This window comes from Thermosyntropha tengcongensis (assembly GCF_055381335.1).
On record NZ_AP042437.1, the window covers coordinates 1,163,945 to 1,179,879 of the forward strand.

At 37.3% G+C, this 15,935-nt stretch carries 15 protein-coding genes and 1 tRNA gene; 4 read left to right on the top strand and 12 right to left on the bottom strand.

From position 1 onward, the window contains the following. From ACZ42E_RS05540 to ACZ42E_RS05570, 7 genes are all read right to left on the bottom strand, one after another. Complete coding sequence (locus ACZ42E_RS05540; RefSeq protein ID WP_464891373.1) at positions 1-1,671, bottom strand: ABC1 kinase family protein; 1,671 nt, start codon at positions 1,669-1,671, stop codon at positions 1-3. Positions 1,672-1,739: 68 nt separating this feature from the next. Continuing rightward, positions 1,740-2,033 (bottom strand): phasin family protein, encoded by a 294-nt coding sequence (locus ACZ42E_RS05545; RefSeq protein WP_464891374.1) that lies wholly within the window; start codon positions 2,031-2,033, stop codon positions 1,740-1,742. A gap of 252 nt (positions 2,034-2,285) precedes the next feature. Further along, positions 2,286-2,361, bottom strand: a tRNA-Lys gene (locus ACZ42E_RS05550). 53 nt (positions 2,362-2,414) lie between these two features. After that, on the bottom strand, positions 2,415-3,038 hold the full coding sequence (locus ACZ42E_RS05555) for a peptidoglycan recognition protein family protein (protein ID WP_464891375.1): 624 nt from the start codon (positions 3,036-3,038) through the stop codon (positions 2,415-2,417). A gap of 167 nt (positions 3,039-3,205) precedes the next feature. After that, positions 3,206-3,352, bottom strand: coding sequence for a hypothetical protein (locus ACZ42E_RS05560; RefSeq protein ID WP_159432297.1), 147 nt, complete (start codon positions 3,350-3,352; stop codon positions 3,206-3,208). Between the two features lie 148 nt (positions 3,353-3,500). After that, a complete protein-coding gene (locus tag ACZ42E_RS05565; RefSeq protein ID WP_464891376.1) occupies positions 3,501-4,343 on the bottom strand; it encodes an Mrp/NBP35 family ATP-binding protein in 843 nt (280 codons plus the stop codon). 93 nt (positions 4,344-4,436) lie between these two features. Then, complete coding sequence (locus ACZ42E_RS05570) at positions 4,437-4,880, bottom strand: PPC domain-containing DNA-binding protein (RefSeq protein WP_464891377.1); 444 nt, start codon at positions 4,878-4,880, stop codon at positions 4,437-4,439. 185 nt (positions 4,881-5,065) lie between these two features. Here ACZ42E_RS05570 and ACZ42E_RS05575 point away from each other — a divergent pair, with 185 nt between their 5' ends. The 3 genes from ACZ42E_RS05575 to ACZ42E_RS05585 all read left to right on the top strand — a co-directional run bounded on the left by ACZ42E_RS05575 (position 5,066) and on the right by ACZ42E_RS05585 (position 9,339). Further along, complete coding sequence (locus ACZ42E_RS05575; protein WP_464891378.1) at positions 5,066-5,647, top strand: RNA polymerase sigma factor; 582 nt, start codon at positions 5,066-5,068, stop codon at positions 5,645-5,647. Next, positions 5,644-6,591 (top strand): anti-sigma factor family protein, encoded by a 948-nt coding sequence (locus ACZ42E_RS05580; RefSeq protein ID WP_464891379.1) that lies wholly within the window; start codon positions 5,644-5,646, stop codon positions 6,589-6,591. The genes ACZ42E_RS05575 and ACZ42E_RS05580 overlap by 4 nt, the downstream gene beginning before the upstream one ends. Positions 6,592-6,708: 117 nt before the next feature. Further along, complete coding sequence (locus ACZ42E_RS05585; protein WP_464891380.1) at positions 6,709-9,339, top strand: PAS domain S-box protein; 2,631 nt, start codon at positions 6,709-6,711, stop codon at positions 9,337-9,339. Between the two features lie 30 nt (positions 9,340-9,369). On the opposite strand, the gene fusA is transcribed toward ACZ42E_RS05585, so the two are convergent. The 4 genes from fusA to dut all read right to left on the bottom strand — a co-directional run bounded on the left by fusA (position 9,370) and on the right by dut (position 13,718). Beyond that, positions 9,370-11,391, bottom strand: a complete 2,022-nt coding sequence (gene fusA, locus ACZ42E_RS05590) for an elongation factor G (protein WP_464893485.1) — start codon at positions 11,389-11,391, stop codon at positions 9,370-9,372. A gap of 354 nt (positions 11,392-11,745) precedes the next feature. Beyond that, on the bottom strand, positions 11,746-12,549 hold the full coding sequence (locus tag ACZ42E_RS05595; protein WP_464891381.1) for an enoyl-CoA hydratase/isomerase family protein: 804 nt from the start codon (positions 12,547-12,549) through the stop codon (positions 11,746-11,748). A gap of 73 nt (positions 12,550-12,622) precedes the next feature. Further along, positions 12,623-13,177 carry an isochorismatase family protein gene (locus ACZ42E_RS05600; RefSeq protein WP_464891382.1) on the bottom strand — a complete coding sequence of 185 codons (555 nt, stop codon included), beginning with the start codon at positions 13,175-13,177 and terminating at the stop codon, positions 12,623-12,625. A gap of 154 nt (positions 13,178-13,331) precedes the next feature. Further along, positions 13,332-13,718 (bottom strand): dUTP diphosphatase, encoded by a 387-nt coding sequence (gene dut, locus ACZ42E_RS05605; RefSeq protein WP_464891383.1) that lies wholly within the window; start codon positions 13,716-13,718, stop codon positions 13,332-13,334. Positions 13,719-13,922: 204 nt separating this feature from the next. Here dut and ACZ42E_RS05610 point away from each other — a divergent pair, with 204 nt between their 5' ends. Further along, on the top strand, positions 13,923-15,125 hold the full coding sequence (locus ACZ42E_RS05610; RefSeq protein ID WP_464891384.1) for an S-layer homology domain-containing protein: 1,203 nt from the start codon (positions 13,923-13,925) through the stop codon (positions 15,123-15,125). 42 nt (positions 15,126-15,167) lie between these two features. Here the strand turns inward: ACZ42E_RS05610 and ACZ42E_RS05615 are convergent, their stop codons facing one another. Beyond that, entirely contained in the window at positions 15,168-15,932 is a 765-nt protein-coding gene (locus ACZ42E_RS05615) for an amino acid ABC transporter ATP-binding protein (protein WP_464891385.1), read from the bottom strand. Positions 15,933-15,935 lie beyond the last annotated feature (3 nt).

The window sequence follows — 15,935 nt, forward strand, 5'->3', positions numbered from 1 at the left end:
TCAGTATCTTCCACTTCTCAGTATGGAATAAGCCAGCACAAAACCTAAAATAACTGCTATACTGAAACCTAATTCTACCAAAGGAATCTTGTTCAAAATTGCACTCCCTGCTTTATCTACCACCAGAGAAGTGCCGATTATTATACTGGCAAGAATTATGGCTAAAGAAAGCCGGTTAGACATTATGTCAATGCGTTCGGCCAATTTTTTAATATTAGTATGTTCCATTTTTATCTGCAGTTGCCCTTCATTTATAGTCTTTAAAATATTTTCCAAATCACGCGGAAATGATTTAACCAAGCTTCCATAATCTATCGCTATATCTTCAATATTTCGTTTAACGCGATCAGGGGAAAATTTGCGCATAATAAGCTTTTTACCATAAGGCTCAGCAATATCAACTATACTTATCTGGGGATCCAGCTGAGATATCAAACCTTCCAGAGTCATAAGCATTTTCACCATTAAAGATAATTCCGCAGGAAGACGCATCTGGTATTTAATAGAAAGTTCCACCAATTCTCCTAAGGCTTCCCCCACATTGATATTCGACAGGGGTAAACCATAATATTTCTGCTGTAATTTAGAAACATCGCGCCGCAATTCTTCTTGATTTACATACTGGCTGCCTATGCCTATATCGAGCAGAGCCCTGGTAACCCCGTTGGTATCATAACGCATCATATTTATAATCAGGTTCATACCCTTTTCTTTTAAAACATCATCAATAATTCCTACCTGTCCAAAATCATAAAAAATTATCCTTTCTCCTTCCGCAATAGCCAGATTTCCCGGATGAGGGTCAGCATGAAAAAAACCATGATCCCATATCTGTTTAAAAAGAGCATCAACTAAATTTTGCGCAATTTTTTTGGTATCAAAGCCTGCCTGCTTAAGTTTTATAAACTCAGATATTTTTATTCCTTCAATATACTGCATAGTCAGAATACGGTTAGAAGAATATTCCCAATATATCTTGGGAATTAGTACATTTTTATCCTTGCGGAAATTTTGATAAAATTTATCTGCATTTAAAGCCTCTTTGTGAAAATCAAGTTCATTAAGAAGAGCTTCGCTTAATTCATCCACTATTTCCGTTATTTTATAAAGCCTGCCCCAATAAGTTCGCTTTTCCAGCACTGCGCTTATTTCCCGCAGTATTTCTAAATCAGTTTCTATTGTTTTTCTAATACCAGGCCTCTGTACTTTAAGTACCACTTTTTCCCCACTTTTTAACACCGCTTCATGTACTTGAGCAATCGATGCTGCTGCCAGAGGTTCAGGATTAAAATAAATAAAATCCTCATCAATATTAATTCCTTCTTCTAAACATATATTGCGCAGAATGTCAAAAGAAAAAGGCGGCACATTGTTCTGCAGTTTTTCCAATTCTCTTATGTATTCTTTATTTAAAATGTCTGGACGGGTACTTAAAAGTTGCCCCAATTTTATATAGGTAGGTCCCAGCTCCTCCAAAAGATGGCGCAATCTCTGAGGTCCAGCCGTAAAATCAGATTTTCTACGCGGGAATAATTTTTGGCGACCTAACCTTTTTTGGTTTAAAACATCTACAATAAAGCCAAAGCCATGTTTAATGAGAATATTAGCTACCTCACGATATCTAGGAATATGCTTTAAATGATTTACATTTTTACTATACTTATTGGCCATTACAAAATCACCTCTACCCGACCTTAGCTTATCACTGCCGGAACTCCAGCAGTGATAAGCCGGCAGGTTTATTTAAGCTTGTCTTCCAGTGCTCTTACTCTGGCTTCCAAAGCCTCCAATTCTGCCTTTGTAGCTACCGAAACATCGTTTTTAAGATTAAAAATTTCTTCTCTTATCATCTTTCTTAAAGCTTCTTTTTCTTCTTCTCCTTTTTTAAGAGCTTCATCTACAAACTGTTTGGCTTCCTCTTTAGTCATCTCCCCTCTTTCCACCAGTTCATTAATAAATTTTTCTGCCTTCTCCCTAGTAATGCTCATAGCTCCGATGCCAAAATATACAGCTTTCTTAAGTAAGCTCTCCATGTTTGTCCCTCCTAAATTAAACCTTAAATTAGCTCATTTATTATATTATGCTCTATTTTAAACTTTCATACAAATATTAGAAAGCCTGTGAAGCAAAAAACTGCGCCATAAGCGCAGTTTTATAGACACATGATTATTACATATAAATGTATAAAAGTCGCCTTCGTTTCATCTGAAGACGACTTTTTAAGAGCATCTGATTCCTAAAATTTTAAGCCTTGTGCCCAACTGCACAAGGCCTTTCTTTCGCTATGGTGGGCCATGAAGGAATCGAACCTTCAACCTTCTGATTAAGAGTCAGCTGCTCTGCCAGTTGAGCTAATGGCCCTTGGACAATGTAAATTATAACTCGCATCCTATTAAAAATCAAGCATATTTTATTTATTTCTTGTTTTGAAGTTTTAACAAATTCAAAGCTACTGCCAGAACAAACCACTTGCTTGCTGGTTCATCCGGATTATGGTCAATATTTATCAAACCTTTACTCCTTGCTTCATTAATTATATCTAACTTCCACTTTTCTGTACTGCCAGTGCTGGCATTGGTACTGGTTTTTTCTTCTTTCACCCTTCTCTTTACCTCCTCAAGCGGAAAAAACTTTCCTGGGCAGGATGTAGACATAACATCCCGGTGTCCCATGATTTGTAAATCTCCATATCTTTTAAGGATATCTTTAACTAATTCCACCAGGGATTCTATTTGTTTTTCACCTGGTTTTTCCTCTTCAAAATTTCCGGCCAGAGCTATCCCAATTCCATCTGTATTGCCTTCCGGCCCGGCGTGAGCACCAATCACATTTTCCGGCCTTCCTCTTTCAATCGTTCCATCCTGACGTACCAAATAGTGATATCCTATGCCAGCCCATCCCTTTGCAAGATGCCAGGAATGAACAGTTTCTGCCGATACATCCCCATTAGTTGCCGTATGATGAATAACAATCTTACCCGTTTTAAGCCTAGGTTTAAGAGGTCCATTAAATTTTAAGTTAGTTTCTTTAATCTGCATACTTATTTCCTCCTTTCCTATCATATAGTGTATTAAAATGCCTGCCTTAAAGTTCCAGACCGGATTCCAAAAAAGAAAAGCTGTTTTTCAAAGGAAAATTCCTTCAAAAAACAGCTTCTTTAAGCTTAATCCTTTATATGATTTTAAATGAAAGTATTTTTGCTATATTATTTAGCCAATTCATCAGCCAATGCCTTGCTTTTTTCAGATAAAATGCGAGCTAAATCAGCAGCATCTTTATTTTTGCCCAAAATTAAAGTAGAAGCTAGTTCAGCAAAAAGCTTCTTAAGTTCCATAAAAAGCTGATTGACCATTCTATCTACCCCCAATCACCATACTGTCTGATGATGGCATTTAACAATTGTGTATTAATTTATTTTAATATATTTAAATGTTTCCTTCAATAATATTTTTTAAACATATAAAAAGCCCGGTTAATATATAAACCAGGCTTTTTACATTCTAAGGGAGCTTGGCTATTATTTTTTCTACTATAGCATCAATCTCAGGAGAAATATATTCTTCAACCCTTCCTTCATCTACCAGTATATTAAGTTTGGCATCCCAGGGAAGGTCTCCCAAATAATCAATCCCCATCTCTTTAGCTATATATTCGCCCTGGGATTTCCCGAATATTTCCAGTTTTTCCCCACAGTGAGGGCAAACTGCATAACTCATGTTTTCCAATAATCCCAATATAGGAGCATTCATCTTCCTGGCCATTTTTATAGTCTTTTTAACCACCATAAAAGCTAAATCCTGGGGAGAAGATACAATAACTATGCCATTAACAGGCAAAGACTGCATTACAGTGAGAGGAACATCTCCAGTTCCCGGAGGTAAATCAACTACCATATAGTCAAGATCCTGCCAGTCAACTTCCCCCCAAAACTGATTAACCGCCCCTGCTAAAAGAGGTCCACGCCAGATTACAGGATCATCTTCATGAGGGAGGAAAAAATTAATAGACATAACTTTTATTCCGGATTTGCTCTGAGGTGGAATTATACCAAAATGGCTGGCTTTTAAACCTTCTCTTTTGTCTATGCCAAATGCCTTAGGCTGGCTTGGCCCAGTAATATCAGCATCCAAAACTCCCACTTTTTTACCTTTTTTGGCTAAACTGGAGGCTAGAAGAGCTGTTACAGAAGATTTACCTACCCCACCCTTCCCACTCATTACCGCAATTACATTCTTGATGTGGTTGAAAGCTCCCAATAAGCTTTTATCCGGACTCTCCCCACATTGTTCATGTGTTGAGCTGCATCCGTTCTTGGATGGACAAGTTTTGCATTGATCAGACATTATTTCTCTCCTCTCCTTTTCATGCTGCTTTATTTAATATATACACCTATTTTATCATGCTGGCAAGACATTTGTGCATATGCTCATTTTAAATTATTTGTTGAAAGTGAGCAAATTAATCCTCATCTCTTCATTAAAGCTTCTTACAGAACGCAAACCATTCATTTCCAGAATTACTGCCTCAACAGTAAGATAAACTTCTGCATCTTTTCTAAGACACCCTACCCTCACTTTATCCTCCCTTCCAGCTGCTATGTGCATATGCAGGGAAGGTTTTTTATTTTCATCTTTGAATAAAGTACCTATAGCCAGTATCTCCCTGCCGTCTGCAAAGTCAAAAGGCAACCCTGCTGGAGGAACGGTGCAGCTTTCCGGACCTACTACCATATGTCCGCTTTTTAAAGCTCCCAGCATAAAAACCAGTGCTGAAGAGATATTTTTATTTTCCGCCAGGGTTATTAATTCTTTAAGCATATCATCCCCATGTTCAAAATTAACTACAAAAACCCTTCCTATTTGTCCTTCCTGGTATTTCATAATCTACCTCCACATTTTATAATTAGGAATAGTGTAGCATAAAAAGAATATTTATGTAATTTGCTATAATGCGGTATTTATATGGTTATTATATACAATTCAGTTCATATTATCATGTTACAATCCTGCAAGAAAACGTCCAATTAAGCGTAAAAATTATTGAACGGGGTTAGGAGCTGATTATTTTGGTAAGCGATGAAATCCTGGTTCTTCGCTGTATCGATGGGGAAATTGAGGCTTATGAAGAACTGGTAAATAGATATAAAAACAAGGTTTTTGCAGTTGTATATCGTATGGTAGGGCATTATCAGGAAGCAGAAGACATAACCCAGGAAGTATTTCTAAATGTCTACAACAAACTTGGCCAGTTTGATGCGGAAAAAAAATTTGCTCCCTGGCTTTATCGTATAGCAACCAACACAACCATAAGCCACCTGAGAAAAAACAAGAACAAAGCTACTCTTAATTTTGACGAGGTTTTCTCCAGCCTGTACAGCGATTTTTTCCCTTCTTATCAAGCAATTGATCCTCTGCTTAATATGGAAAGAATAGAACTAAGGGAAGAACTGAAAAAAGCTATAAATAAGCTCCCTGAAAATTATAGAATAATTATCTTGCTTCGCTACCAGCTGGAACTCAGCAATCAGGAGATTGCACAAGTTCTTAACATAAAAAAAGAAAATGTAGAGGTAAAAATACACCGTGCCAGAAAAGCACTGCGCAAAATACTTCTGGAACAACGAGCAGAAAAGGGGGGGGAACTATGAACTGTAATAAAGCAGACAAATTATTATTAGATTATATAGAAGATAACCTGCCACCAAATATAAAAGCAGAAATAGAGTCTCATCTGGCAAACTGTATCCTGTGTAAGAAAAACCTGGCTCTAACCAGGCTGGAAAAGTCCCTATTAAGCGATACTTCAGACATTCCTCAGCTTAATAATGAATTTACCAGGCAGGTTATAGAAAAGATTAAAACTTTTCCCCCTTCTTTTGAAAATAAGACTGCCAGCAGAAAACCGATTTATGCTCTTTCTGCCCTGGCTGCCTGTTTAATCATGGTTTTAGTTTTACATTATATTCCTTTGGGGACAGATAAAACTGACAGCATAAAAAGTTCTCGCATCGCTATGGAGCAAAATAAAGCTGTTTATGACAAAGCAGCTGTTTTAAAACCGTCAAAAGATGAAGATAACCATCCAAAACATTTTAAATCCGCATCTTCTGCAGATAAACCGGAAAACACAAAAGATAATTCTGTTTACCATAAGATTGACAGCAGGGATACAATCTCCGTTTATTCGGGTGTTAATACCGAAAACGAAAATCAATTCATAGTGAAATCAAGCGAGGTAATACAACCTGAAACCCCTTCTGAAAATATGCTAAACATAAAGCTAACCGGGCTGCCTGATGATTATATATTACAGAAAACAGAACAGACAGCTGAAAATAATATAAGATACTTTTATTCAAACAACGATAATACAATAGTTATAGAAATATGGCCTTTACGCGACGAAGCAAGGTTAGCAGCCAAAAGCTTTTCCCCTTATCCAACGGAAGCCGAAAATAATATTGATAACAATTCGGTATCCACCATTAAAAAACTGGAAGATAAAACCTATAATATATCTATATCTGGCAATATCCAGGCAGAAGAATTAAACAGAATACTTGCCAGCATTGAAATAAAAAAATCGCCGTAGATTCTAAATATATTCTTAATTTTATATAAATTCTGCATCACAAGGGTTTTTTTGACAAAGAGCCCTTGTTTTTTTATTATAATTACAGATGCAAAATATAGGTTTTCGGAGGATTTTATGAACAGATATCCCGACTATAATTATTTAGTTTCTACTGAAGCTATGCTTTATGAATCAGAGCAAAAGTATCAGCGCCTGGTGGAAAACGCGATGTTCGGCCTCATCATATTTGACATGGATAATATTTATTTTGTCAATAAATATATCGAAGAAAACCTGGGATATTCTAAAGAAGACCTCTGGAAAAACAACCTTTCTATATGGGATATCCTTACTCCCGAATACATCAGCAAATTTTATCCTGTGGCTCAAAAGTATTTTTCCACCCAACTCCCCTATAATTACCGCTTTATAAGCGAATTAAAGTGCAAAAACGGAGAAATCCGCACTTTTGAAATAGCCGTTTCCTCCATAAGCTACAACGGAAAATATGCTTTTCAGGGAAACTTCGTGGACATAACTCACCTTCTGGAAGCCCAAAAAAAATTAGAAAATAATATAAAGCTTCTGCAAAAAATGGAACGACGAACCCGTTTACTCCTGGAAAGATTAAATGACGGTTTTATATTTGTAAATACCGGATTCAAAATTATCCAGATAAACCAGGCTATGGCCAAAATGCTGGAATATAAAGAAGAAGAACTGCTGGGAAAATGTTTGCTGGAAATCGCTGCCTACCCCAAAGATGTAATCGCCCTCCTTATAGGCATGAAAAAAAGGATGAATATGATAATCGACAGTTACGAGCTAAATTTGCGTTCCAAATCAGGCCGTATAATTCCTACCCATATCTCTCCTGCTCCTTTTATGGAAGACAACCAGATAATCGGATGTTTTGCCATAATCAAAGATTTAAGCTATATCAAAGAAACTGAATACCGCTTATCCTATCAGGCACATATTTTGGCCAACCTATCGGAAGGCATAATACTTACTGAAGAAAACGGTATAGTCACCTATATCAACAAAGGGGCTTCCCAAATACTCAATATAGATGAAAAAGATTTTCTTAATTTTCCTGTTTATAAACTTTTAAGCAAATTTAATCTGCAAATTGACAGAAACGAATTATTCAGTCAGCTGGATAAAAACAAAAACCTCTGGCAAAAAGAATTCGAATTTTTAGATACTAGCAATCGTCAAACCTTTATCCGTTTGACAGTAAGCAAGGTTAAAGATACATACAACAATTTCAAAGGACTTATAATCGTAGTTTCTGATCTGACAGAAATTATAAAATCCAAAAAAGCAGCAGAAGCAGCCAATATAGCTAAAACTAATTTTTTAGCCAATGTAAGCCATGATATACGTACTCCCATGATCGGAATAATCGGAGCTGCTGACCTTCTTTCCTGGGAAAATTTATCACCTTATCAAACTGAACTGGTGCAAACCATAAAGCAGTGTGGGGAACAGCTGCTGGAATTGATAAATGACATCCTGGATCTTTCCCGCATTGAAGCTGGATACACTTTAGGGAGCAATAAAAAGTTCCGCCTTAACCAGGTAATAAATGAATGTATACAAACTGTCTACAGTAAAATCCCTTCCACTATAAATTTAATTGTAAATATAGAGCCTGATGTCCCCTTAAATTTAATAGGAGATCCTTTGCAGTTAAGAAGAATTGTTCTTAATCTCTTAAGTAATGCCATAAAATTCACCTATAAAGGAGAAATAAAATTACATGTAGAAAAATATCAAAAAATAGAATCGGATGAAAACCAGGTTTATCTGCTTTTTTCCGTAAGCGATACGGGCATAGGCATACCGGAAGATAAACTCCCTCGCATTTTTGAAGCTTTCGAAAAGCTTGATTTTCACTCCCATTCCGGAACCGGCCTGGGCCTTACTATATGCAAACAGCTGGTAACCAATATGGGAGGGAATATATGGGCAGAAAGTGAACCAGGGAAAGGTTCTAAGTTTAGCTTTTATATTCCTTTCAAAATAGCGTCCCAAGATGAAAAAGCAGAACTTCCCATACATATTAGTATTCCTGCACCTTCTAAAAAACAAAATAAATCAATACTTCTGGTAGAAGACAACGAAATTAACCGCCGAATATTATCCTACATGCTTTATAATGCCGGCTATCAGGTAACAGCAGTGGAAAATGGCTTAAAATGCCTGGAAGTTTTGCAGAATGAAAGTTTTGATCTCATAATAATGGATATGCAAATGCCGGTACTTGACGGGTATGAAACTTGTAAATTGATACGCAAACACTACCATAATAATCCGCCAATTCTGGCTCTTACTGCCTATGCTATGGAAGATGATGAAGATAAATGCAGGGAAGCTGGATGCAACTACTATCTATCCAAACCAGTTTCTTCCCAAAAGCTGCATAAAAAATTAGAAGAAATATTTTCAGAAAATGCAGAGCTGGAATCTTATGACTTCCCTGTTGAGTATGCCTTCATAAAAGATTTGATTCCTGAATTCCTGGAAAGCCTAAGCGAATTATTATCACAGCTTCAAGTATGCATTATTAATAGAGACTATAAACAGCTTGCCAGCATCGCTCATGATATAAAAGGAAGTGCAGGCTTATATGGTTTTTATAATCTTTCCCATTTAGCTTCTGAAATATATAAAGAAGCCCGCAATAACAACATAGATAAAATAAAAATTATATACAAAGAAATGCTTACAAACATAGAACAAATAAAGCAGCTTTTATGAACATCCATAAAAGCTGCTTTATAATTAAAATTAATTTTCAAGCCGTCTTTCTTCGTAATGGGAAAACTCCATGGAAAAACCAGCTCTTCCCTGAGTCAAAGAACGCAAAACAGTAGAATAGCCAAACATTTCAGCCAGCGGAACATAAGCCCTTATAATCTGGGTATTGTTTTCCATTTCCATATTTTCCAAACGTCCCCGGCGGTTGTTTATGTTGCTTATTATATTGCCGGTAAATTCATCAGGAGTAGTGACCTCCAGCTTCATTATAGGCTCCAGCAGTTTAGGCTGCGCTTTTTTGAGACATTCTTTCATAGCCATCATACCAGCTGTCTTGAAAGCCATTTCGGAAGAGTCAACTTCATGGTAGGAACCATCAAGCAAGGTTACCTTAACATTTACTACCGGATAACCTTTTAATACCCCTTCTTCCATAGCCTGTTTTACTCCTGCTTCGACTGCTGGTATATATTCTTTCGGGATAACTCCTCCCACAATCTTGCTTTCAAATTCATAACCTTCATAAGGTTCTACCTGGAGAACTACATGTCCATACTGACCTTTACCGCCAGTCTGTTTTACATATTTAGTTTCATGCTGTGCAGTAGCACCTATAGTTTCACGATATGCTACCTGGGGCTGCCCTACATTAAAATCAACCTTGAATTCTTTGGCCAGACGGTCAGTTATTATTTCCAGGTGCAGTTCTCCCATACCGGCAATCAAAGTCTGACCTGTTTCTTTATCATAAGATATTTTGAAAGTCGGATCTTCTGCAGCAATCTTGTTAAGTGCCTCGCCAAGTTTAGCCTGGTCAGACTGAGTCTTCGGCTCAATCGCTATCTGGATAACTGGTTCCGGGAAGTCGATAGCTTCCAGCAATACCGGTCTATCCTCAGTACATAAAGTATCGCCTGTACTTACATCTTTAAGCCCAATAAAAGCTATGATATCACCTGCACTAGCTTTTTCCACTTCTTCGCGATGGTTAGCATGCATTTTTACCAAACGGCCTACCCGCTCTTTCTTGCCTTTGCTGCTGTTGTAAACATAACTTCCTGCATTTACGGTTCCTGAATAGATACGGGCAAAGGCCAATTTGCCAACATGCCTGTCAGTAATAATCTTAAATATTAAAGCAGTAAAAGGTTCTGAAGGATCAGCAATAATTTCTACTTCTTCGTTGCTGTCTACCAGAGTACCAACAGCCGGCTTAATATCAAGCGGAGAAGGCAGATAATTTATTACCGCATCCAGTAAAACCTGTACCCCTATATTGCGATAAGAACTTCCGCAGAGAACTGGAATCATATCTCCGCTTATAGTATTCCTGCGAATAACTTCAATTATTTTATTTTCCGGTATTTCTTCACCGCCAAAGTACATTTCCAAAAGTTCTTCATCAGTTTCTGCTACCGCTTCTATCATAGACAAACGCCAGGTATCAGCTTCATCCTTATACTCGGCAGGAATTTCGGATTCCCTTATTTCAGTACCAAAATCCCCTTCAAAAGTAATATACTTCATTCTGATTAAATCGATTATACCGGTAAAGTCATCCCCATTAAATACAGGAATAGTAACTACCAGCGGATTAGCACCTAATCTGGTTCTTATCTGGTCAACTACCCGATAAAAATTGGCGCCAATAGCATCCATTTTATTAACATAGGCAATACGAGGCACTCTGTATTTATCAGCCTGTCTCCAAACAGTTTCCGATTGAGGTTCTACCCCACCCTTGGCACAGAAGATAACTACTGCTCCATCCAATACTCTAAGGCTTCTTTCTACCTCAGCTGTAAAATCCACATGTCCAGGAGTATCAATAATGTTTATAGCATGACCTTTCCAAATACATTTGGTAGCAGCAGATGTTATAGTTATACCTCTTTCCCTTTCTGCCTCCAGATAGTCCATAACACTCTGTCCATCATGGGTTTCTCCCAATTTATGTGTTAACCCCGTATAAAAAAGAATTCGCTCCGTAGTAGTCGTCTTTCCGGCATCAATATGGGCTATTATTCCAATATTACGAAGTTCTTTCATCATCATAACTCACTCCTTCTATAACCAAAAAATTAACGGCATTCTTTTCTAGCAATGCCGATAACCTGTAATTCTTCAATATCTTTTTAAATTTATTAAACTTAATCCAAAAGGGCACCCAATGTAGAATTATATGTCTGTGGCACTTTTTTGTCAAACAAAAAATACAATTTTTTTAAGTTATTTATTTATCAACACCTATAACCCGTCTTTATAACCAGATAAACTAATCATAACTGAAATGATTCCTTTTATATCTTCCCCATATCAAACACGATTAATTCCCGTTACAAAAAATACATTTACAACAAAAAAGCGGAAACTTCAGTTTCCGCTTAACCGTGCAAAACTGATTTTTTACCTTCCCTTGAAAACCGGCTTGCGTTTCTGGAAAAAGGCATCAATTCCTTCATTTTGATCCTCAGTTCCGCAGCAGAATGTTGACTGGGCCTGTTCAAACAATAAGCCAGCTGCTACACTGCTTTCATCAGCGACATTAATGCCTTTTTTGGCAAAACGTACCGCAACCGGTGGCAAATTGGCAATACGTTTAGCCATCTTCATAGTTCTTTCTTCCAGCTCTTCCCGGTCAACCAGTATTTCAATAAGTCCAATCTGGAAAGCTTCTTCAGCACTTATTTCATCACATCCTATTATTAACCTTTTAGCCTGCCCTACTCCTACTAGCCTGGTAAGCCTTACCGTTCCTCCCATATCAGGCGACAGGCCAAACCTAACTTCGGGAATAGAAAATCTGGCATCCCGGGAAGCAATCCTTATATCACATCCCAGAATTAATTCCATAGCTGAACCATAACACAAGCCATGTACTGAAGCAATAACCGGTATCGGCATTTCCTGCCATCTTCCATAAAGCCTCTGCAGCCATGCTAAATTATCCATAATAAATTGGGAATCAATCTCTCTCAGAAGTTTTAAATCAACACCAGCTGAAAAGTGAGGGCCATTGGCCTTGATAACTACTACACGCAAACTTTTATCATTATCTATTTCTTCCTGAATTTCATAAAGCTCCCTGAAAAAAGCCTGGGTAACAATATTCATAGTTTCGGGTTTATTAAAAGTTATTATACCGATATTATCCTGTTTTTCATAGATCATAGAATCTCCATAAGCCATCATGCATACCCCCAAATACAAAAAATTCCCTCTCATAATTACTATACCGCTAACCTGAATATATTGTCAATTGAAATTCCAATAAAAAAATATTTTATTTTAAGAGAGGAGATATAGCTTTAAATTCTGGCGTACCTGAAAATTTAAGTAAGTCAAATATAATAGTTTCGGTGTTAGTTATAATGCCTCCTGCCTCTTTCATAAGCTGAAGTCCACTTTCATGATTTATATCGAAGCGCGAACATACCGCATCTTTAGCTACATGCACTATATACCCCGCTTCACATAAATCCCTTACTGTTTGGAAAACACATACATGAGTTTCGCTGCCAGCCACCAGAACGTATTTCTTTCCTAAACGATTTAAAATATCTTTCAGTTCATCCGTAAAAGCAGTAAAGCTCATTTTTTCCACATAGTCATATTTATAATCACCGAAAGCATTTTTTATCTCTTCACAGGTAGTACCTAGTCCTTTTGGATACTGTTCTGTCAATATAACAGGTATATCAAGGGTCTTAGCCGTTTCGATAAGCAGCATAGTATTTTTAAAAACTTTTTCTTTATCTTTCATGACCTTCATCAATTTTTCCTGCAAATCGATGATAAGTAAAACCGACTGCTCTTTTTCCAGCCTTAATTTTGTCACTTCACCTCATCCTTTCTTCTAATAAAATACAAAAATACTATCAAAAAAATTCAGCTATTTTACTAAATATAAAATAGCTGATAATAAATTTCGCTTCTTGAATTTTAATTATATATTGTGTATAATTAAAATGTTGTGTGTTATGCTTCTCTTTTTATTTCTCTATAAAATTCGCTTGTACCACAGGGCTTATAACCATTTGGGCCACTTTCTGTCCGGGAACTATTTTTACCGGCTTATCATTGACATTTAAAAGCAGTATGTTTATTTCTCCTGTATGTTCTGGGTCAATAGTTCCCGGCGCATTTGCTACTATTATTCCTTTTCTGGCCATTCCTGCTCTGCTTCTTATTTGAGCTTCATATCCATCCGGAAGTTTTATGGCTATACCGGTGGGGAAGCTTCTTACTTCATTCGGATACAGCACTACCTCTTCGGTTAGAGCCAAACTTATGTCGCAGCCAGCTGCGTTTTTTGTTTCGTATTCGGGAATTTTAGCCCATTCTACTAGTTTTTTGAATTGTACGTCTACCCTGTCCATTGTTATTACCTCCCAACTTTTATTTTGGCATCTATATTTAAGATTCTAGCTTTCTCCCCTTACTTCCTCTTACCGGTATAAATATTTTTTAAGTTTATAAGCAAAAAAATTTAAATTCCCTTAAAAATATTTTTACAAAATCAGCCTTATCAGTAATCTGGTAAAATAATAATGATGCATTTCTTTCTGATGGGAGGTAGTACCTTGGCAAAATCCAAATTAACCACTTCCATAACACTTGCTATGCTTTCAATACTTTTACTTCCCTCTTTTGCCTGTGCCAGTTCCTTTTCTTTTATTGACATAGAAAACCACTGGGCCAGGTCTTATATATCTTATATGGCAGCTAATGGCTATATAAGCGGTTACAGTGACGGCACTTTCAGGCCTGAAAACAGCATAACCAGAGTAGAATTCTTGAGCCTCCTTCTTAACTGCCTGCATAAAAAACCCGCCTATGTTAGCACCTACAGCACATCATGGGCTGATACCATCCTTGAGGAGGCGTCCTACCAGGGAATAATAAACTTTAGCGAATATCCTTACCGGCTTAAACCTTACGAGCTTATAACACGAGGGGAAGCTGCCTTTCTCATAGCCCGGGCTTTAAATATACCCCCTGATTACAGCCCGGTTTACTTCAGGGATACAGATCTTGTAAACTCCAATCCCTACAAGCCATATATAAAAGCAGTTTACAACCAGGGTATTATAAACGGCTACCCCTCCGGAGAATTTAAGCCTTATGATACCATCACCCGTGCCCAGGCAGCAGTAATTTTTAAGAAGCTATGCGATAGCTACCTTTCTCCTGCCAAGTCATATAATTATGCCAGCTATAAACGTATTACGGTTTTACAATACGATAGCTATAAATATAGCCCCTATTATGTTTCTGTCTATATAAACCGTGAACCAACATCATACACCGTAAGTGACATGGAGATAGTCGATGAGTACAACTTCTATCTGGGAGGCAAAAAATATAATCTAAATACAGAACGTATTGGTATAGCCCTAAAAGATGGAATATATGCAGTCAAAAAAATAAGTTTGTCAAGCAGCGGCAACACACTGCTTATTGATTCCTATCCTTATATGAGAAACAAGCTCTGGCAGGATATAAGCTTATCTGATGTATATGCGGTATATGATGATGAAGGATACAAGATATCCGGCGAAGACCTGCAGTACCTCAAATTCAGAATAGCCGGCCGCAGCACCACCTATTACCTGGAGGAAATAAAAATCAGTGCTGATGAAAACTATGTAGAAATAAACGGAACCAAATATGACGCAAAAGACGTTAAAATAATATTTAAGAAAAAGTACGCCAGCACCGAATATGAATATGCCATAAAAGATATATACACCAGGAACAACCAGCTGGTATTTGACTGCTACTAAAAAAGCGTCTGCTTGCAAGCATTCCTTGCAAGCAAACGCTTTTTAAATCCGTAAAACCTTGCTTAAAAACTCCTTTGTCCTTTCATTTTTAGGATTGTCTATAACCTCTTTAGCCATTCCCTGTTCCACGATTACCCCATTATCCATAAAGATAACCCGGTGAGCTACTTCCCGCGCAAATCCTATTTCATGGGTTACCACAATCATAGTCATATGTTCCAGTGCCAAATCTTTCATTACTTTTAACACTTCTCCGGTAAGCTCCGGATCAAGAGCAGAGGTAGGTTCATCAAAACACATAATATCAGGATTCATAGCTAAAGCCCTGGCAATAGCAACCCTCTGCTGCTGACCTCCTGACAGTTCAAAAGGATAATTATTAGCTTTATTTTTAAGTCCCACTTTTTCCAAAAGCTCCAGAGCTCTTTTTTCCGCTTCTTCCCGTGATACCTTATTTACAAGTACCGGTGCCAGTACAAGATTTTCCAAAACTGACTTATGGGGGAACAGATTAAAATTTTGAAATACCATGCCCATCTTTCTTCTTATTGAAGAAATTCTTTTTTCATCACTGTAAACAGCCCTGCCGTCTGGACCATTCTGAACCATTATTTCCCCTTCCACTTCAATCATCCCTCTGTCAATAGTTTCCAGACGGTTTAAACAGCGCAAAAAAGTGCTTTTTCCCGAGCCTGAAGGACCTATTATAGCAACTACTTCCCCTTTTTCGAGCGTCAGGGAAACCCCTTTTAAAACCTTTAAATGCCCAAAATTTTTATATATATCTAATGCTCTTATCATATACATAAC